Annotated in this window: 18 protein-coding genes, 2 tRNA genes and 1 pseudogene; 9 read left to right on the top strand and 12 right to left on the bottom strand. The window is 63.3% G+C overall.

Going from position 1 to position 19,418, the window contains the following annotated elements:
• Window positions 1–135 precede the first annotated feature (135 nt).
• A tRNA-Ser gene (locus KPG66_RS02625) sits at window positions 136–223 on the top strand.
• Between the two features lie 216 nt (window positions 224–439).
• On the opposite strand, the gene KPG66_RS02620 is transcribed toward KPG66_RS02625, so the two are convergent.
• Together KPG66_RS02620 and KPG66_RS02615 are read right to left on the bottom strand one after the other, a co-directional pair.
• Window positions 440–598, bottom strand: a complete 159-nt coding sequence (locus tag KPG66_RS02620) for a hypothetical protein (protein ID WP_173362418.1) — start codon at window positions 596–598, stop codon at window positions 440–442.
• 535 nt (window positions 599–1,133) lie between these two features.
• Entirely contained in the window at window positions 1,134–2,351 is a 1,218-nt protein-coding gene (locus KPG66_RS02615) for an OpgC domain-containing protein (RefSeq protein WP_237069929.1), read from the bottom strand.
• Window positions 2,352–2,702: 351 nt separating this feature from the next.
• On the opposite strand from KPG66_RS02615, the pseudogene KPG66_RS02610 reads away from it, so the two are divergent.
• Window positions 2,703–3,128, top strand: a pseudogene (locus KPG66_RS02610) (chloride channel protein); the annotation flags it as partial.
• A gap of 63 nt (window positions 3,129–3,191) precedes the next feature.
• Here the strand turns inward: KPG66_RS02610 and minE are convergent.
• From minE to minC, 3 genes are all read right to left on the bottom strand, one after another.
• Window positions 3,192–3,446: a cell division topological specificity factor MinE gene (minE, locus tag KPG66_RS02605; protein ID WP_013434404.1), complete on the bottom strand. Its 255-nt coding sequence runs from the start codon at window positions 3,444–3,446 to the stop codon at window positions 3,192–3,194.
• A 9-nt stretch (window positions 3,447–3,455) separates the two neighbouring features.
• Window positions 3,456–4,271, bottom strand: a complete 816-nt coding sequence (minD, locus tag KPG66_RS02600) for a septum site-determining protein MinD (protein ID WP_237069928.1) — start codon at window positions 4,269–4,271, stop codon at window positions 3,456–3,458.
• Between the two features lie 77 nt (window positions 4,272–4,348).
• Window positions 4,349–5,131 carry a septum site-determining protein MinC gene (minC, locus tag KPG66_RS02595; protein WP_041753109.1) on the bottom strand — a complete coding sequence of 261 codons (783 nt, stop codon included), beginning with the start codon at window positions 5,129–5,131 and terminating at the stop codon, window positions 4,349–4,351.
• Between the two features lie 166 nt (window positions 5,132–5,297).
• Here minC and KPG66_RS02590 point away from each other — a divergent pair, with 166 nt between their 5' ends.
• On the top strand, window positions 5,298–5,927 hold the full coding sequence (locus KPG66_RS02590; RefSeq protein ID WP_237069927.1) for a DUF3005 domain-containing protein: 630 nt from the start codon (window positions 5,298–5,300) through the stop codon (window positions 5,925–5,927).
• A gap of 89 nt (window positions 5,928–6,016) precedes the next feature.
• A complete protein-coding gene (locus KPG66_RS02585) occupies window positions 6,017–6,193 on the top strand; it encodes a CsbD family protein (protein ID WP_237069926.1) in 177 nt (58 codons plus the stop codon).
• A 329-nt stretch (window positions 6,194–6,522) separates the two neighbouring features.
• On the opposite strand, the gene KPG66_RS02580 is transcribed toward KPG66_RS02585, so the two are convergent.
• The 5 genes from KPG66_RS02580 to KPG66_RS02560 all read right to left on the bottom strand — a co-directional run bounded on the left by KPG66_RS02580 (window position 6,523) and on the right by KPG66_RS02560 (window position 12,719).
• A tRNA-Ser gene (locus KPG66_RS02580) sits at window positions 6,523–6,613 on the bottom strand.
• Window positions 6,614–6,733: 120 nt separating this feature from the next.
• Window positions 6,734–8,026, bottom strand: coding sequence for a serine--tRNA ligase (gene serS / locus KPG66_RS02575; RefSeq protein ID WP_013434399.1), 1,293 nt, complete (start codon window positions 8,024–8,026; stop codon window positions 6,734–6,736).
• Between the two features lie 172 nt (window positions 8,027–8,198).
• Window positions 8,199–9,515, bottom strand: a complete 1,317-nt coding sequence (locus KPG66_RS02570) for a replication-associated recombination protein A (RefSeq protein ID WP_237069925.1) — start codon at window positions 9,513–9,515, stop codon at window positions 8,199–8,201.
• Window positions 9,516–9,621: 106 nt separating this feature from the next.
• Complete coding sequence (lolA, locus tag KPG66_RS02565; protein ID WP_237069924.1) at window positions 9,622–10,296, bottom strand: outer membrane lipoprotein chaperone LolA; 675 nt, start codon at window positions 10,294–10,296, stop codon at window positions 9,622–9,624.
• A gap of 107 nt (window positions 10,297–10,403) precedes the next feature.
• Window positions 10,404–12,719: a DNA translocase FtsK gene (locus KPG66_RS02560; RefSeq protein ID WP_237069923.1), complete on the bottom strand. Its 2,316-nt coding sequence runs from the start codon at window positions 12,717–12,719 to the stop codon at window positions 10,404–10,406.
• 470 nt (window positions 12,720–13,189) lie between these two features.
• Here KPG66_RS02560 and trxB point away from each other — a divergent pair, with 470 nt between their 5' ends.
• Both trxB and KPG66_RS02550 read left to right on the top strand, forming a co-directional pair.
• A complete protein-coding gene (gene trxB, locus KPG66_RS02555; RefSeq protein WP_237069922.1) occupies window positions 13,190–14,185 on the top strand; it encodes a thioredoxin-disulfide reductase in 996 nt (331 codons plus the stop codon).
• Between the two features lie 49 nt (window positions 14,186–14,234).
• Window positions 14,235–15,014, top strand: coding sequence for a Smr/MutS family protein (locus KPG66_RS02550; RefSeq protein WP_013434393.1), 780 nt, complete (start codon window positions 14,235–14,237; stop codon window positions 15,012–15,014).
• Between the two features lie 45 nt (window positions 15,015–15,059).
• Here the strand turns inward: KPG66_RS02550 and KPG66_RS02545 are convergent, their stop codons facing one another.
• Together KPG66_RS02545 and KPG66_RS02540 are read right to left on the bottom strand one after the other, a co-directional pair.
• On the bottom strand, window positions 15,060–15,398 hold the full coding sequence (locus tag KPG66_RS02545) for a P-II family nitrogen regulator (RefSeq protein ID WP_013434392.1): 339 nt from the start codon (window positions 15,396–15,398) through the stop codon (window positions 15,060–15,062).
• 140 nt (window positions 15,399–15,538) lie between these two features.
• Window positions 15,539–17,218 carry an NAD+ synthase gene (locus KPG66_RS02540; RefSeq protein ID WP_237069921.1) on the bottom strand — a complete coding sequence of 560 codons (1,680 nt, stop codon included), beginning with the start codon at window positions 17,216–17,218 and terminating at the stop codon, window positions 15,539–15,541.
• A gap of 9 nt (window positions 17,219–17,227) precedes the next feature.
• Between KPG66_RS02540 and KPG66_RS02535 the strand changes: the two genes are divergently transcribed.
• The 3 genes from KPG66_RS02535 (at window position 17,228) to KPG66_RS02525 (ending at window position 19,327) form a co-directional block, all read left to right on the top strand.
• Entirely contained in the window at window positions 17,228–18,454 is a 1,227-nt protein-coding gene (locus KPG66_RS02535; RefSeq protein ID WP_013434389.1) for a GNAT family N-acetyltransferase, read from the top strand.
• A gap of 1 nt (window position 18,455) precedes the next feature.
• Entirely contained in the window at window positions 18,456–18,719 is a 264-nt protein-coding gene (locus KPG66_RS02530) for a GIY-YIG nuclease family protein (RefSeq protein WP_049786340.1), read from the top strand.
• A 152-nt stretch (window positions 18,720–18,871) separates the two neighbouring features.
• Complete coding sequence (locus KPG66_RS02525) at window positions 18,872–19,327, top strand: DUF3331 domain-containing protein (protein ID WP_041753107.1); 456 nt, start codon at window positions 18,872–18,874, stop codon at window positions 19,325–19,327.
• Window positions 19,328–19,418: the final 91 nt, after the last annotated feature.

Below are 19,418 nucleotides of genomic sequence, written 5' to 3'. Positions count from 1 at the left end.
CATGAAACGACGTGCGCGCGGCCTCATGGCCTCAGGCTCATGACCTCGTGGCAGCTGGCCAGGATGAGCGATGTGCAGCAGCCTGCCGGCCGATTTTCTGCACGCGCAGCAAATCGGCTACAATAGCGCGTTCCGGGAAGCGTGGCCGAGTGGTTTAAGGCACTGGTCTTGAAAACCAGCGACGGGCAACCGTCCGTGAGTTCGAATCTCACCGCTTCCGCCAACCTCATTCTCAAGTCCTTGATTTAAAAGGATTTCAAAGAAAAAGTCGAATGCTTGTAACTTAGTTTGTGCAAGCAAAACGGCCTCTCCAACCCAAATCAGCCTAGCGACGTTCGACTCCATGATTCGGCCGTGCGATAGACTGCACAAGGCCGGCCTGCACCGGGGCTGCGGCTCGATACAAGCCGGCTTGATGCACAGCCACCGGCGCCGATCGTCAGCCGACCGGCAATTCCCCTTCGCCCGGCGCCTTGCCGGGCTGGTCATGCGGCGCCTGCTTGCGGCCGCTGTCGTGACGCTCTGGCATCCTGCTCTTTTCGTTGTCGCTATGACGCGCGGGTGTGGGATGTTTCGTCGGCGCATCGTTTTCCATCATGGCTTCTCCCGATTGCGGAACGGCGCGCACCGTCCATCGTGTAGCGAATCTTTAGCAAGCGCCGCTCCCGCCGACACGAATGCGCGCCACTATGCATGCGCGCGCATTCCCGGCCCACCGCCTCGACGGTGTCGGCATGCAAGATGAGGCTCGTCCGACACATCGACCCAGCCAATGCAAGCCTAGTCGAGACAATCGATCTGCAGCGGACGCTGCGCTCAGTAGTGGTGTCCTTCGCGGTGGACGTACGCAAGCATGGTTTGCACTGGCGGTGTATCGCAACAAGCATGAGTTGAATTCGGCGGTGTATTGCACCAACGGTGAGGACGACGCAAAGCGCACCGCCTTGGCCACTGTGCGCCGCGCCGTGCCACTTCCCGCTTCGCCGCCGTCGCTGCCGGATGTCAACGGGCAGCGCACGCTGATGGAGCCGTGGCTGTTCAACGACAACGGTCATTGCCAACGCTCATTTTCAACTCGGCACGCTATCGTCCCAGCAAGGCAGCCCTTGAAGCAGACGCTGGCATACGCCGGTTCAGCGCGATGCGTCCGGCTGCCGGCGTGGCCATGGTCCGCCCGCGCCGGCTTCGCTCCCCTGCCGGGCTTGAGTGGGTCGGATACCGGGCGGCATCGTCGCCGTCTGTCCAGACCGCGACACGGCGGGCCCGCCGCGCGTGGCCACCGCGCGCCGCTTCAGCGCCCGGGCCAGCCGCGCCGTGGCGATTACCGCGCTGATCGCCAGCGCGTCGCCGCATAGTCCCGCGACGAACGGCATCCGGTGCGGGCCGCTGACCCGCAGCGCCGTATCGATGACGATCGATATGAACGCGCCAGCCACGAAGCACGGCATCCCTTGCTGTCCCACGTTGACGACGTCCCGCATCCGGCTGGCCAGCGCACGGAGCCAGCCGCGCTGGACCGCGACGGCCACGGGCCACGCCAACGCGGCAAAGCTGACGATCCGCAGCGGCGCAAGGTTTTGTTTCATGATGCCCGGCATCGGCTGGGTTTGCAGCACCAGCTTAGAGAACGCAAAGCCGAGCGCGATGCCGAGGGCGAGCCGCGTCAATCCGCGAGCCGTGTACGACGCATGGAACGCTGGGGGCACGGGATGCAGCCGTGCCAGCATCCCGCAAACGAACATGAATTGCCACGCGAACGGATTGAATCCCCAGCCGCCCGCCCTGGCGCTGGGCAGTAGCGGCCCTAGCACCGGCGCGGACAGCCATACCACGAGGCTAGCAAATAACGTGGCAACGGGTGCACGGCGTGCGTAGGGCACCGCAACGCTGGCGCCGAGTGCAAAGAACGCGTACATTGGCAGCACGGCGGCCAAATATGGCTGGTGCCGAAACAACGCGATGTCACGGATCATCGACCACGGCTGCGCCGCGAACAACGGCCATTCGCTCTCGGCGAGCATCGGTGTGCGCAAGCGCAGCGCGGCGATCATCGCTCCCGAAACAAGCATCAATGCCGCGGTCAGCCAATAGGCACGATAGATTTGCACGCTGCGCGATAGAAAGCGCAGGGACGCGGCCCGCCCGCCGCGGTTCGCTTCGATCGTCACATAGGCAGCCGCTGACGCATAGCCACCCAGAAACACGAACACTTCCGCGGCATCACAAAACGCGAAGTTATGCAGCATGAACTTGGTAAGCGAGCTGCCGCAGATGTGATCGATCGCGATCACAATCAGTACCACGCCCCGAAGAAAATCAACCTCGATTGAGCGTCGTATAGGCGTCGTCATTCACCGCTCCCGCATTGCCATCATCAACCGCTGTGCCCCATTGCCCGGTTCACGTCGTGGAGTCGGATCGGCTCGAAAAGATTCCAGGAAAGTTTTAGATCACATAGGAACGCTGCGCTTAATGACGCAATCGTGCGGGTGGGACGCCGATACGGCAACATTATTCGCCGGCTCCAGCCGGGCCGCACCGAAGGAGCACGGTTTGATGGGCCAACGGCCGGGCACGGCGAGCAACGCGGCCCCCTATCGCATGCACTCTCAATACCTGGCCGACGCGTCGCGGTATACTCAGCGGCTTGGCCGCTACACCTACATTGGGCCGCTGCACGTACATTGCGCGCTACCGGACCGATGGATCAGAAAACCGCGCGCCACGCGCGCAGATTGTGGCTGCACTATGGTGTGTTCTGGTCAGGCGCGATCGCGGTCGGTCTGCTCGCGGTGCTGTATGCGTGGCTGATCGATTTTGGCTACAGCCTGTTTCGCGCCGGCTTCGATCGTCATCCATGGCTCGCGCTGATCGTCACGCCCGCGGTAGGCGCGCTGTGCGTGGCATTGACGCGGCGTTTCTTGCGCGGCGCGCAAGGCAGCGGCATTGCGCAAGTGGTCGCCACACTGCACGGCGATACCGCTGCGCTGGGGGCGCGCCTGCTCACAGTCCGGCTACTGGCTGGCAAGGTGCTCGTGTCGTTCGTTGCAATGTTGGGAGGCTTCACGATCAAACGCGAAGGACCGACCGTTCAGGTTGGTGCCGCGCTGATGTTCAGCCTGCACCGCGCGACGGCGCATACGCACCCGCCATGCGCGGACCGCGTGCGTCGCGACGCACGACCTGTACGATCAAGGCTGCGGAATCTCGATCTTGACCTCAAGCACCTCGAGATCGTCCTGCCGCTCGAGATGAACCCTGATGTCGTCGTTCGAGATCTTCACGTATTTTGAGATCACCGCGACAAGCTCGCGTTGCAGCGCCGGCAAATAGTCGGCCGGCGCCCGTCCGGCCGCACGCTCATGTGCGATGATCAGTTGCAAGCGCTCCTTCGCAACCGACGCAGACTTGCGTTTCTCGCCAAGCAGAAAAGAAAGAATCGACATTTCCCCCCCTTACTTGCTGCCGAACAGGCGTTGCAACAAGCCCGGCTTTTGGTAATCAATGTACCGCAGCGGCTTTTGCTCCCCAAGGAAACGCGCGATCACGTCCTTGTACGACTCGGCCACGTCGGTCCCATCTAAATGCACTGCCGGCACGCCCTGGTTCGACGCATGCAGCACCGATTCGGATTCCGGGATCACGCCGATTAACGGGATCCGCAGAATCTCTTGGATGTCGTCCAGCGACAGCATCTCGCCTTCGCTGACCCGCTTTGGGTTATAGCGCGTAATCAGCAAATGCTCCTTGACCGGTTCCTGACCCTCGATCGCGCGGCGCGTCTTGGATGCCAGGATCCCGAGGATGCGGTCCGAGTCCCGAACCGACGATACTTCGGGGTTCGTGACGATCAGCGCTTCATCCGCGAAGTGCATCGCCATCAACGCACCGGACTCGATGCCGGCCGGCGAGTCGCAAACGATGTACTCAAAGCCCATTTCGATCAAATCATTGATGACCTTCTCGACGCCCTCCAGCGTCAACGCATCCTTGTCGCGCGTCTGCGATGCGGGCAGGATGTACAACTGCTCGCATTTCTTGTCCTTGATCAGCCCCTGGTGCAAGTTCGCTTCACCCTGGATCACGTTGATCAGGTCGTACACGACACGACGCTCACAGCCCATGATGAGATCGAGATTGCGCAAGCCCACATCGAAATCGATGACGGCCGTCTTGTGCCCGCGCAGCGCGAGTCCGGACGCAAAGCTTGCGCTCGTCGTCGTCTTGCCGACCCCGCCCTTGCCCGAAGTCACCACAATGATTTTTGCCATACCGTTACCTTGTATTCGTCAATGTGCTCCGCCAATGTCGGGGCGGATGTCTTCCTGTCTTCTAATACGGATTGCCGCTACGTCAACCGCAGCGGCTCGATGATCAACTTCTCGTCCGCCAACCGGATCTGTACCGACTTGCCAAGCACATCGGGCCCGAGTGGCGTCTCGGTGGTTCGGTAGATACCGGCGATTGAGATCAGTTCCGGCTCCAGGCACGTGCAAAATATCCGCGCGCCGTGGTTGCCATGCACGCCCGCCAGTGCGCGTCCGCGCAGCGGCGCATAGATGTGGATGTTGCCCTCGGCAATCACTTCCGCGCCGTAGCTGACCAGGCCCAGCACGACGAGGTCGCCCTTTGCATAGACCTGCTGCCCCGAACGCAGCGGCTTGTCGATCACCCGTGTCACATTGCCGCCGCCCCGCTCGGTGTCGGCTGCGGCGTCGCCCTGGGCCATCATGTCGCAGGAGGCGGCCTGCGGCACCGTCGAGGCGGCCTGTGGCGACGCCCCGGCCGCGGGCTCGTCGCTGCGGACCGCACGCCGTTCAGATGACTCGACGAACGGCAGTGCATCGAGTTGTGCCCACGACCGTTGTGCGTCGTTCGCGACGATGCCGGCCGGATGCATTCGGAATGCCTTCAGCATCTCGGCCACTTCTGCGACCGGTACGCGTTGGTCCACCGGCAGGCGCCGCAGGTCGATCGCCACCACGTCGTTGGCGAAAAACTCCGGTGTCGCGTCAAAGCGTCGACTCAGTTCAGCACGCATCTCGGCCAGATCGGTCGTCTTCACGACGAACAGAAGCGTGTCCAGCGTACCGCTGCGCAGTTCGAAAAAGGGCGATTTCTTGGCCGACATAGAAGATTGCAAAAAATTTGCCCTATTTTACAGGCCTACGAGGCTACGCCGTGAAAGATTGGCCGCATTTGCCCCAAAAGATGGCGTGACAGCTCGTGGCTTCGCTTACTGTAGTGGAACGAGGCTTGCTACACGAGGAGGGTGATTATTCGATGGGAGCGATCCAATGGACTCAACAGACAAAAACCCGCCCCAGCCCGAGCAACGACGCCAGGCAGCCGAAAGCCCGTTGAAAAAGCCCGAGACTGAAACGGCGCACGCGCAAGTGAACGACATCGAGCGCGCGTCGAGCGGAAAAGAAGTCGGCTTGGGCCAATCCACATCGTCGCCCGGTGTGACGTCATACGAGCCTCGTGCAGGCATCGACGGTCGCGCAGACCCCGTGCAGTTGGCTCATCCACGCGGCACCGACCTGCGCAACAACGATGCCACCGATAACACGGTGGACACCGACGGCAAGAACGCGGAGGCGAAGAAGACAGGCCAAAACATCCAGGCCATTGTGTCGCAGGCCACGCTGGACAACGCTGTCCCCACGTCGGCCCGTGGACTTGGCGGCTTCGACAGCCGCATCGGGGGCGAATTGCCGCTTATTGCGCTGCGCGATAACTACGAGCTGGTGGACCATGGCGTTGTCACACCAGTCGAATCGCCACACCCAGCGCTCGAGTCGACGATGACCGACCGGGAGTCGCTTGCCACCGCGGCCGCAGCGCGCGGCGAATCGTACGCCGCCCATCGGCTTCGGCCCGAGCGCCTGATTGAAATCCGCCTGCGCAGCGGCGCAAGGCACTGACGGTAGTTCAAACCGGGCAGGAACGGTGCTTGCAACACCACCAACATACCGGCCTGCGATTAGGCCGGGCAATCAAACAGGAGAAATCTATGAACAAGGACCAAATCAAAGGCGTCACCGAGCAAGTCAAGGGGAAAGCCAACGAAGTTGTCGGGAAAGTGACCGGAAACAAGGCCCACGAGATTAAAGGCGATGTTCAGCAGGCCGCCGGCAAGACCCAGAAAACGTGGGGCGATGCGAAGGAACAGGTAAAGAAAGGTTCGTGAGTTGCCCCTGCACAGCCGCGCCGGTGGGCATTGTCCGCTGCTTACTAAGGGGCGCGTGTTCAAGGCGCGGCGTATTCATTTAATATTCAGAATCGAGGCGGTCCGGCAACGCATGCCGGGCCGTTACGTAGCGCTGAAAAGCATACGACGTGTGGTTTCCTTGAAAAGCATTGACTCAATGTACGACACAGTGCTGCCAGCAAAATGATCAATGTTGGAATTGATCCATACACAGTGGCGCCGTGTTCGGTCATTGTGATGCGCGCTTGACACAACGCATAGAAAAGCCGCCTACGGGGGCGGCTTTATTCGGCTGAAGGCCTTGTCTGTGGCGGAAAGGGAGGGATTCGAACCCTCGATACGGGAGAACCGTATACCGGATTTCGAGTCCGGCGCATTCGACCACTCTGCCACCTTTCCTAGATTTGGATCTTCGCCGATCGGGTCGCTACTCAGCGAAGTCAAAGATTATAGACAATCCGTCGAGCAATTCCAAGCAGATTTTTTACGCGCCAGGCTTTTACACCTATCTCTATCTGCTCATGCGCCGGGCTCCAGCCGCGCGATGCCGCCCATGTAGGGGCGCAATGCCGTTGGAATCGTGACCGACCCGTCGGCGTTCTGGCCGTTCTCCAGAATCGCCACCAGCGTGCGACCGACTGCCAGCCCGGAACCGTTCAACGTGTGGACCAATTCGGGCTTGCCTTGTGCGTTGCGAAACCGCGCCTGCATGCGGCGCGCCTGGAACGCCTCGGTATTCGAGCACGACGAAATCTCGCGATAGGCGCGCTGCGCCGGCAGCCACACCTCAAGATCGTACGTCTTTGCCGCTGAGAACCCCATGTCGCCGGTACACAGCGTAATCACGCGGTACGGCAACTCCAGCCGCTGCAAGATCGTTTCGGCATGCCCCACCATTTCCTCCAGCGCCTGGTATGAGCTGTCCGGCGACGTGATCTGCACCATCTCGACCTTGTCGAACTGATGCTGCCGGATCATGCCGCGCGTATCGCGCCCGTACGCGCCGGCTTCGGACCGAAAGCACGGCGAATGCGCGGTCAGCCGGATCGGCAATCGATCCGCATCGACGATGCTGTCGCGCACCGTGTTGGTCAGCGAGATCTCCGACGTCGAGATCAAGTATTGCGTGACCTTGTTGTCGCCGCCCCCCTTCTCGACACGGAACATGTCGTCGGCGAACTTGGGCAATTGGCCGGTGCCGTACAAGCTCTCCGGGTTCACGATGTAGGGGGTATAACACTCGGTATAGCCATGCGTCTGCGTGTGCGTATCGAGCATGAACTGCGCGAGCGCACGATGCAGGCGCGCCGCCTGGCCGCGCAGCACCGTGAAACGCGCACCGGCCAGCTTTGCGCCTGCCTCGAAATCAACGCCCAGCGGCACACCGATGTCCACGTGATCCTTTACCGCAAAATCAAACGTGCGCGGCGTGCCCCAGCGCCGCACCTCGACGTTGCTCGCCTCGTCCGCGCCGACCGGCACGGACTCGTGTGGCAGATTCGGGATGCCAAGCATCAGCTCAGACAACTTCGCCTGGACCTCCTCCAGTTGCAGCGCCGACGCCTTCATCTCGTCGCCGATACCCGTGACTTGCGCCATCACTGCGGAAGTATCCTCGCCGCGTCCCTTCATCGCACCGATCTGCTTGGACAGGCTGTTGCGGCGCGACTGCAGGTCCTCGGTGTGCGTTTGGAGCCGACGGCGTTCGGATTCGAGCGCCTGGAACGCGGCGACGTCCAGCGTGTAGCCGCGATCGGCCAACCGTTGGGCAACCGCGTCGATGTCCTTGCGGAGCAGCGTGATGTCGAGCATGGGGAGCTTTGCAATACGTTGGATGAACTGCAGATTTTACCTTACCGACGGCACGAAGCGCGGCAGCCCAGAGGCCGGGTGCCGTCACGCCCCCGCGCCGACGTATCGACGTGTCGGCGTGCTGCACTGCCATCACGCCGCAACGTGCGGCGCCTGCGCACCAAGCCTATGTTCAACCTTCCCCGTGCTTGTGCTCGCGGTGCCACGCCTGATCCAGCCCGCGCAGGCGCTCTAGCTTTTCACCAATCTTCTGCTCCAGTCCGCGCGGCACAGGTGCATACCAGCCGGGCTCGCGCATGCCGTCCGGCAAGTATGTCTCGCCCGCTGCATAAGCGTCGGGCTCGTCATGCGCGTAGCGGTATGCATGGCCATAGCCGAGTTCCTTCATCAGCTTGGTCGGCGCGTTGCGCAGATGCACCGGCACCGCCCGCGACCTGTCCTGCGAGACGAACCGCCGCGCCGCGTTGTATGCGTTGTAGCCGGCATTCGACTTGGGCGCGACGGCCAAATACAGCACCGCTTGCGCGAGGGCAAGCTCCCCTTCGGGGGTGCCCAGCCGCTCGTACGTTTCCGACGCATCCAGCGCAATGCGCGCGGCGCGGGGATCGGCCAGCCCGATGTCCTCCCAGGCCATACGCACGATGCGGCGCGCAAGGTACCGCGGATCGGCGCCCCCGTCGAGCATCCGGCACAGCCAATACAACGCACCGTCGGGGTGGCTGCCCCGCACCGATTTGTGCAATGCGCTGATTTGGTCGTAGAACGCATCACCGCCCTTGTCGAAGCGGCGCAGATTGTCGGCCAACGCCGCGCCGAGCAGTGTATCGTCGATCGACGTAGTCTTCGCACGGTGTGCGGCGCGTGCGACGATTTCGACGTTGTTGAGCAACTTGCGTCCGTCACCGTCGGCAGAGCCGATCAGCGCGTCGCGCGCGCTGTCCGTGATGGTCAACCCGCCGCCCAATTCGGCGAACGCACGCTCGAGCAATGCGCGCTGCTCATGATCGTCCAGGCTCTTGAGGACATAGACCGCCGCGCGGGACAACAAGGCGCTGTTGACCTCGAACGAGGGATTCTCGGTCGTGGCGCCGACGAACACGAACAAGCCGGACTCCACGTGCGGCAGGAAGGCATCCTGCTGGCTCTTGTTGAAGCGGTGGACTTCGTCGACAAATACCAATGTCTGCCGCCCACGCGCGCGATGGGCCTGCGCCAGATCGACCGCCTCGCGGATATCCTTGACGCCGGAGAGCACAGCGGACAGCGCAATGAATTCGGCGTGGAATGCGGCGGCCATCAAGCGCGCCAACGTCGTCTTGCCCACGCCAGGCGGCCCCCACAGTATCATCGAATGCGGCTCGCCGGACTCAAACGCCACCCGCAACGGCTTGTTTTCGCCAAGCAGGTGGCGCTGGCCGATGACCTCGTCGATCGTCTTCGGACGTAGCCGTTCCGCCAGCGGGACGGCGGTGCGGGTATCTTCGAACATGGACTTACCGGATCACTTCGCAACGACGTGCAGGCATTATGGCAGCCGCCGATGCGCCCGTGTGGGCACGCCCGCCGCGCGCCGCCGCGAATTCGCCCGGCACCGGTCAACCATTGATGACGTCGGCGCCCTTCGGCACCGTGAACTTAAATGTATTGGCGGGCAGCACCGGATTCTTGTGAATGTTCGAGAACGTGAGCAGTGTCACATTGCCGAACACGTCATGCAACTCCATCGCCTCGAGATTGCCGTCGCGAAAACCAATGCCGACGCGCTCGAACTGCGTATCCCTTGATTTCGGGACCAGCTCAAGCCAGTCGATGCCTTGTTTGACGCCCGCATCGCGCAGCGTGAAGTTCTTTTCCAGGTCGTTGCTGCCGAACAGAATGGCGGCCGGACTGGCGCCCAGCGCGCCACTGAGCGCCCGCACGGTCACCTGATTTAAATCCTTGTCCCAGACGTACAGCTTGTCGCCGTCGGACTGCAGCAGTTGTTCATACGGTTTCTGGTACGCCCACACGAACCTGCCCGGCCGCGCAAAGCGGAATGTGCCGCTCGACGTGGCCATCGACGTGCGTGCCGCCTGGCCCTGCGCCTGCGACGCGCTGCCGCCGGCTGCCTTGACCTGGCGCTGGACGAACTCGCCATCGGCCGAACGCACCTGTGCCACGAACGCCTTCAATTGCGCCGTGCCGCTGGCATGCGCACACGGCACGGCGGCCAAGGCAATCAATGCGCCTGTCGCCGCGGCCCGCATGGTGCGAAAAAGCGATCCCATCATCAAAGCGTTTCCTGTGTTGATTTCATGCACGTAGCGCATCCGGCACAGTCCGTGGCTCCACCCGGCGGCAACCATGCCGACTTTTGCCCTCGCACCGCTCGAGGCACTTAGTCGTCGTCGCCGCGCGCCGGCACCCGTATTTCACGATTGCCATTGGACGCCATTGCCGAGACCAGCCCCGACTGCTCCATCTGTTCGAGCAGCCGCGCGGCGCGGTTGTAGCCAATACGCAAGTGACGCTGCACCAGCGAGATCGACGCACGGCGCTGCTTGAGCACGACTTCGACAGCCTGGTCATATAACGGATCGGACTCGCCATCCGCGTTGCCGGTTCCCGCGCCGCCTGCTTCGTCACCTTCGCCAGCCAAGCCCCCTTCCAGAATGCCGTCAATGTAATTCGGCTCGCCCTGCTCCTTGAGCTTCTCGACGACACGGTGAACCTCTTCGTCGGAGACGAACGCGCCATGGACGCGGATCGGCAGGCCGGTGCCCGGCGGCAGATACAACATGTCGCCTTGGCCGAGCAGCGACTCAGCACCCATCTGGTCAAGGATCGTGCGGGAATCGATCTTGGACGATACCTGAAACGCAATGCGCGTGGGCACGTTCGCCTTGATCAACCCGGTGATCACATCGACCGATGGCCGCTGCGTCGCGAGCACGAGGTGGATGCCGGCCGCCCGCGCCTTCTGTGCGATACGCGCGATTAGCTCCTCCACCTTTTTGCCGACGACCATCATCAAGTCGGCCAACTCGTCGATAATCACCACGATGAACGGCAGCTTCTCGAGCGGCTCCGGTGCATCGGGCGTCAGGCTGAACGGATTCGGAATCTTCTCGTCGCGCTTGGCGGCGTCGTCGATCTTGCTGTTGTAGCCGGCCAGGTTGCGCACACCGAGCTTGCTCATCAACTTGTAGCGCCGCTCCATCTCGCCGACCGCCCAGTTCAGCGCGTGGCCGGCCTGCCGCATGTCGGTGACGACCGGACACAGCAGATGCGGGATACCCTCGTAGACCGACAACTCGAGCATCTTCGGGTCGATCATGATGAGGCGGACCTGCTCCGCGCTGGCCTTGTACAGCAGCGACAAAATCATCGCGTTGATGCCGACCGACTTACCCGAGCCGGTCGTGCCAGCCACCAGCAGGTGCGGCATCTTGGCCAAGTCCGCACACACTGGATTGCCCCCGATGTCTTTGCCCAGCCCCATCGTCAGCAGCGATGGCGCACTCGCATAGACCTCGGAGCCCAGGATTTCCGTCAGCCGCACGGTTTGGCGGCGCTGGTTCGGCAACTCCAGGCCCATGTAGTTCTTGCCGGGAATCGTCTCGACCACGCGGATCGACACGAGTGACAGCGAGCGCGCGAGGTCCTTCGCGAGGTTGACCACCTGGCTGCCTTTGACCCCGGTCGCCGGCTCGATTTCGTAGCGAGTGACCACCGGGCCGGGATAGGCGGCCACCACGCTGACCTCGACGCCGAAGTCCTTCAGCTTCTTTTCGATCAGCCGTGACGTAAACTCGAGCGTGTCGGCCGATACGGTTTCCCGCGTGGCCGGTGGCGCGTCGAGCAGTGCAAGCGGCGGCAACGTGCCGTCGCCCGGCAGGTCCTGGAACAGCGGCACCTGCTTTTCCTTTTCGAGGCGCTCGGACTTGGTCGGCGTCACCACGGCCGGCACGATCGTCACCGGCTCCTGCTCCTCGAGCCGCACCCGACTGCGCTCGACCTTGCCCTCGCGCTTGACCGCCGCTTGCTGGCCAGCCTTGCGGTCGCGCTTCTCGTCGCGCCGCAACTGCGCGAGCATGACCGCGTTGATAATCGCCTCGCCGACGCGCTCGGCCACCGACAGCCACGAAAAGCGGAAAAACAGCGACAGGCCAATCGCCAACGCGAGCAGCAACGCCAGCGTGCCGCCGGTGAACCCAAGCGCGTGCTGCACGCCGCGGGCCACCGCGTCGCCGATGATGCCGCCGGGTGCCCGGGGCAATTGGGCCTGGAGCGACCACATCCGCAATGCCTCGAGGCCGTTGCTGGCCACGAGCACGAGCGCGAACGACAACATCTCGGCCAACCAGCCGCCTTCGCGCGGCGCGGCCGGCTCGTCCAGCGCGTCGTGACGCGTGATGCGCCGGTAATTGTCGGCGATGCGCCGTCCCAGCAGCACGATCCACCAATAGGCGGACAAGCCGAACAGTAGCAGCAGAATGTCGGATGTCCACGCACCGACACGGCCACCCCAATTCGCGATCCGGTCCACCTGCACGGCATGCGTCCAGCTTGGGTCGCGCCGGCTGTAGCTGACCAGCGCCATTAACAGGAACAGGCCGAGCGCGACCTGCAGCAGCCAGCGGATCTCGCTCAGCAAACGCGACAGACGATGCGGTAAAGCTTGTGTCCCGGGAGAATACGTGGATTTCGCCATTGAATCGACAAGAGAGCGACATACAGCCGCCGGAGTTCGAGCGCCTTCATTGTAAACGGTCGGACCGGCGCGCCGCGCAACAAGTTGTAAGGCCGGTGTTGCAAGCGCGCACCAGCGTGCCGCGCGAGCCGCCCAAGCACCGCCGAACATCGGAGCATCGCGCCAAGGGTGACAGGATATCGCGCCGATGAGTGGCGGGGTATCACGCCGATGAGTGGCGGGGTATCGCGCCGATGAGTGGCGGAGTATTACACTGATAGGTGGCGGAACATCACGCCGATGGGCGTCGGGGCTATCACGCTGATAGGTGGCAAAACATCGCGCCGATGGGCGCCGGAGTTACCACACCGATGCAAAAGAGCAATCAGGCCAATACCGGCCAGCCCCTTTATAATGGTGGGTCCGACATCACCCACGCATTGCCGTGCGGTGCGGCTTTGCGCACCGCCGTCCTACAAGGATCGACCGCCATGTCCGAACGCAAGCACGCGAAAGTCCTGATTCTCGGCTCCGGCCCGGCCGGCTACAGCGCCGCCGTCTACGCGGCGCGGGCCAATCTATCGCCGATGCTGATTACCGGCCTCGCACAAGGCGGGCAGTTGATGACGACCACCGACGTCGAGAACTGGCCCGGCGACCCGAACGGCGTACAGGGTCCGGAACTGATGCAGCGGCTGCTCGAGCACGCGCAGCGCTTCAATACCGAAATCGTGTTCGATCACATTCACACCGCGAAGCTCGATGAGCGGCCGCTGCGGCTGATCGGCGACTCCGGCGAGTACACGTGCGATGCGCTAATCATCGCGACTGGCGCGTCGGCCCAATACCTGGGCCTGCCGTCAGAGCAGCAGTTCATGGGCAAGGGCGTGTCCGCATGCGCGACCTGCGATGGTTTCTTCTACCGGAATCAAGATGTCGCGGTGATCGGCGGCGGCAACACCGCCGTCGAGGAAGCGCTGTACCTGTCGGGCATCGCGAAGAAGGTCACGGTGATCCACCGTCGCGACAAGTTCCGCGCCGAGCCGATTCTGATCGATCGACTGCTCGCGAAGGAGCAGGAAGGCATCGTTCAAATCAAGTGGAACCACGTGCTCGATGAAGTCCTCGGCGACGATTCGGGCGTGACCGGTCTGCGCATCAAGCATACGAAGACTGGCGAGAGCACCGACCTGTCGGTGCACGGCCTGTTCGTGGCGATCGGCCATAAGCCGAATACCGACATCTTCGAGGGCCAATTGGAGATGCGTAACGGCTATATCGTCACGAACGCCGGCCTGAACGGCAATGCGACCGCCACGTCGATCGCCGGCGTGTTCGCCGCAGGCGATGTACAGGACCACATCTATCGGCAGGCGATCACTAGCGCGGGCACCGGATGCATGGCCGCGCTGGACGCACAGCGTTATCTGGAAAGCATCCATGAGACGACCGCGCCACACGTGATGAGCCACGAAGCCAACCGCTGAGCGTCGCGCGATACCGTCGCAGCGACAGCATTAAAGTCGAGGGCGACCCATGCCAAAGGAAAAAACCCATCCGAATGACCGCGTGCGGGCGCGGCCAACGCCCGCTGCCCCATCCGCCATCGCGGGAGCCGCGCTTGGCGCGGTGGTACCCGCGCCGATCTCTGCCGGCCCTGCCGCCGGCATGCGCCGCCTGTCCAGCCTAGCATCGCTCGGCGTGCTGCGCGACATGCTCAAAAGTGACGCCACGGCCCGCGAGCAGGCGCGTCGCCACGCCGAGCGCGAGCAGCGCGCCGCGCAAGCGGCCGCCACCGAATTCCGCTGCGAGATTGGCGACATCACGCCGCTCAAGCCCTCCGGTCGCGCGCCGCTGCACCGCGTGCAGCCGCCCCCCGTGCCGCTGCAAACGCAGCGCGACGAACAAGCCGTGCTCGATGAGGCACTGTCCGACGAATTCGATCCGGAAGCGCTACTCGACGTCGATGAATCGTTGTCTTATTGCCGGCCGGGCGTGGCGACCGACGTCGTACGCAAACTGCGCAGTGGCACGTGGGTCGTGCAGGCGCAGATCGACCTGCACGGACTGCGCCGCGATGAGGCCCGCGAAGCCCTGGCGGATTTTCTGCGTGCGTCGATCAAGCGGGGGCTGCGCTGCGTGCGCGTGATCCACGGCAAGGGTTTGGGCTCGATCGGCAAGGAGCCGGTGCTCAAGGGCAAAGTACGCAGTTGGCTGGCGCAAAAGGCCGAGGTGATTGCCTTTTGCCAGGCCCGGGCGCACGATGGCGGAGCCGGTGCCGTACTCGTGCTGCTGCAGCCGGAGCCGCGTGGCTGAGGGGGGCCATGTCGCCTGCATGCCACGCAGCGCAGGTGATGTCAATCAGACCGCCGCCTCGTTCTCTTCGCCGGTGCGTATCCGAATCACCCGTTCAATGTCAGCGACGAAGATTTTTCCGTCGCCGATCTTGCCGGTACGCGCGGCACCGATGATCGCATCGAGCGTCTGATCGACCTGGTCGTTTGCGACCACGACCTCGATCTTTACCTTCGGCAGGAAGTCGACCACGTACTCCGCACCGCGATAGAGTTCGGTATGCCCTTTTTGCCGACCAAAGCCTTTGACTTCGGTCACGGTCAGTCCGGTCAGGCCCACCTGTGCGAGCGCTTCGCGCACCTCGTCGAGCTTAAACGGCTTGATGATTGCAGTGATACGCTTCATGGTGTGCCTCGCCTGTCCGCTTGAAATGGAATGAAGTTATTCTAACCAGCGCGCGCGGGGCGCGCGAGCGCATGCACGACCCCACCGCCCGCAGCACCGCATCGCGCACCGTGGCGGTGCCGCGCCGTTGCCGCGCATGCTCAGGATGCCTCGCTGAAATGTGATGTAATCGGATAGCGCCAATCCCGACCAAATGCGCGGTGCGTGACGCGAATCCCGATTGGCGCCTGGCGCCGCTTGTATTCATTGATCTTGATCAGCCGCGTGACCCGCTGGACATCGTCGCGAGCATAGCCGGCCGCAACGATGCCCTCCAGCGACCGATCCTCCTCCATGTACATTCGCATGATCGCATCCAGCACTTCATACGGCGGCAGGCTGTCCTGATCGGTCTGGTTCTCGCGCAGCTCGGCCGATGGCGCCCGGGTCAGGATCCGTTCCGGGATAATGTCGCGCGTGGCAAACGTGGTCGCCGCGTTCCGATAGCGGCACAGCCGATACACCAGTGTCTTGGCGATATCCTTGATCACCGCAAAACCACCCGCCATATCCCCATACAACGTGCAATAGCCCACGGCCATCTCACTCTTGTTGCCGGTGGTCAGCACGATCGAGCCGAATTTGTTCGACAGCGCCATTAGCAGCGTACCGCGAATGCGGGCCTGAATGTTCTCCTCGGTGGCGTCTTCGGGCAAGCCAGCAAATTGCGCAGCCAGCGATGCGCGGAACGCGTCGAACATCGGACCGATCGCAATTTCGTCGTAGCGCACGCCAACGCGCCGCGCCATCTCCGCTGCATCGGACATGGACATATCCGCGGTATAGCGGGACGGCATCATGACCGCGCGCACGCGCTCGGCACCCAATGCGTCGCACGCGACGGCCAGTACCAGCGCCGAGTCCACGCCGCCGGACAGCCCGATGATCGCTCCTGGAAATCCGTTTTTGTTCAAGTAATCACGCACGCCGAGCACCAGCGCAGCATAAACCTGCGCCTCGACGCATTCGCGCGGCGCAATCTCGCCACGTTGCGCCTGTGCGCCGTCAAACTCGACAATCGCCGTCTGCTCGACGAATTGCGGCAGGCGTGCCATTAGCTCGCCATGCGCATCGAGCACGAACGAGCCCCCGTCAAACACAAGCTCGTCCTGCGCGCCGACCAGATTTAAGTAGACGGCCGGCATGCCGGTCTCGCGAATGCGCTCGCGCAGAATATCGATGCGCACATCCTCCTTGTTCACGTGATACGGTGAGCCATTGGGCACAAGCAGCACCTGGGCGCCCGCCGCCTTCGCCAGCAACGCGGCCGATGGATGCCACGCATCCTCGCAGATGATGACGCCAAACTTCACGCCCTCCAGCTCGAACACGAACGGTTGCGGATTCGACGCGAAATACCGCTTTTCGTCGAACACCTCGGTATTGGGCAGTTCCTGCTTCCGGTAGGTGCCCACAATTCGACCCTCGGCCAGCAGCGATGCTGCGTTAAACGTGTCCACCGGCGGCACGCCGCGCTCGAGCGGCCTATTTGGATTAACATCGCCTGTCGGTGCACTGCGATACGGATGGCCGACCAACACGCGCAGTCCGGCAAAGCGCGAGAGCTGAGCGGCCAACTCGCTGAGCGCCGCATGGCTTGCCGTGTAAAACGCCGGACGCAGCAACAGGTCTTCGGGCGGATAGCCGGACAGCGCCAGTTCCGGTGCGATCATCAGCGACGCGCCGGCATCATGGGCGGTTTGCGCGGCGGCGACGATTTTCGCGATATTGCCGGCAAAGTCGCCGACGGTCACGTTGATCTGGGCAAGAGCGATTTTCATGGACGAACGATGAGCGAGTTGGCTTCACAGCGCATGGGCGATTATCGCACGCGGATTCTCGCGTCACTGGACGAGGTCAACGCATGCCAATGGAATGCGCTGCTCGCGCGGCAGGCACAGCCCACGCCGTTCTTGCGACATGAATTCCTCCATGCGCTGGATGCAACGCAATGCGCGGTGGCCGACACCGGTTGGCAGGCCCAATTCGTCACGCTGTGGCGCAACGAGGGCCCGGAGTCGCGCGAGGTGCTTGCGGCAGCCGCGCCGCTCTACGTGAAGCAGCATAGCTACGGCGAGTATGTGTTCGACTGGGCGTGGGCCGATGCCTACCAGCGGCACGGACTGCATTACTACCCGAAACTGCTGTGCGCAGTGCCGTTCACGCCGGTGCAGGGCACGCGGCTGCTCGCGGACAACGACGATGCGCGCCGCCATCTGGCGGCCACGCTGCTGGCCGCGGCCGAGCAGGCCCACGTGTCGTCGCTGCACGTGCTGTACCCCTCGCCGCGCGAGGCCGAACTGCTGGTCGAGATGGGCATGCTGCTGCGCGAGGGCGTCCAGTTCCACTGGCTCAACCAAGGCTATCGGAATTTTGACGACTTCCTGTCCACGTTGGAGCAAAAGAAGCGCAAAAACATCCGTGCCGAGCGCCGCCAGGTGCGTGACGCCGGCGTCACGCTGCGCCGCGTGCCCGGCGAGGCCATCACCGCCACACAATGGGCATTTTTCTCGCGGTGCTATCGGCAGACCTATCGCGAGCATCATTCGAGCCCCTACCTGAATCTAGATTTTTTCCGGATGATCGGCGCAACGATGCCTGACAACCTGCTGCTGGTGATCGCCGAGCGCGCTGGCGCGCCGATCGCCAGCGCGCTACTGGTCTATGACCGCGATACATCCGCGTCGCGAGGGCAAGGCCGGGGCACGTTGTACGGACGCTACTGGGGTGCGCTCGAGCACATCCCATGTTTGCACTTCGAGACCGCGTACTACCAACCGCTAGAATTTTGCATCGAGGCCGGCATCGCCACATTTGAGGGCGGCGCCCAAGGCGAGCACAAGATGGCGCGCGGCTTCCTGCCCACCGTCACCCATTCGACGCACTGGCTCGCGCATCCCGCATTCGCGGACGCTGTCGCCCAGTTCCTGAACAGCGAGGCGGGCGGCATACACCGCTATGTGGATGAGTTGCGCGAACACGATCCGTTCCGGCGCGGCGCCGACACGGCATACTGACATGACCTGGCACCTATATTTGATCGAATGCGCGGACGGCAGCATCTACACGGGCATCGCCGTCGACGTGCAGGCTCGCTTCGCCAAGCATCAGGACGGCACCGGCGCCCGCTATACACGCTCGCACAAACCCGTGCGACTGCTCGCTACCTTCGCAATGGCTGACCGCTCCAGCGCGTCACGCGTCGAATATCACGTCAAACGGTTATCCGCCAGCGAGAAGCGGGCACTTGCGCAGGGCCGCCGTCCGTTGCCGCACGCGTAGCAAGGGCCGCGCCTGGCCTCGCCGCAACGCCCACCGCGCGGCGCTCACGCCGATTGTTTGCGCTGGCAAGACAGAGAATTCACAATAATGATCTTTATCCGAGCGGGCCTGCGGCGTAACGTCCGTGCTAGAGAATGCTCGGAACCATCGCCATGACTGCTATTGCAAAACACGCGGATCCTTGGCAGCAGACCGTCCGCTGCCTCGGCGCCCGTGCGCGCGAGAGCGCTGCCGACCGCCCCGCTGTCGCCGTCCCCCCGCTCCAGACCACCCGCCGCACACGCCCGGCACAGCGCGGCAAGCATACCGCCGTGGTGCCGCTTGGGCGGCAGGTCGCGGCCGGCAAGCCGATCATCCGCATCATCGACCGGCCTAGCAGCGTCACCGCCATCGTGTATTGGTCCGATGCGGCGACCTGCCACTATGGTTACCAGGGCTGGCGTGTCGCCACCGCGGAACAGGATGGCCAATGCGCGCTGAGCGGCCAGCCGGTGCGGCGCGGTGATCTCGTGTACCGGCCGGCACAACGCGAGCCCAGGCCCCGCAACGTCGACGCCATGATCCTCGCTAGCGCGATGCCGCAGACGGTCGAAGCCGAAGCCGCTTAGGCGGCTGCGGCCGGTCTCGTCTGAACGACCGGGCGGCGCGCGCCGCCGCGATCCCACACGAACTCGCCGCACCCGCAAAAAACCCGCCGAG

The sequence above is a fragment of the Mycetohabitans sp. B2 genome (genome assembly GCF_021733735.1).
Taxonomy (GTDB): Bacteria; Pseudomonadota; Gammaproteobacteria; order Burkholderiales; family Burkholderiaceae; genus Mycetohabitans; species Mycetohabitans rhizoxinica.
This window is presented reverse-complemented; position numbering and strand designations above follow the sequence as displayed.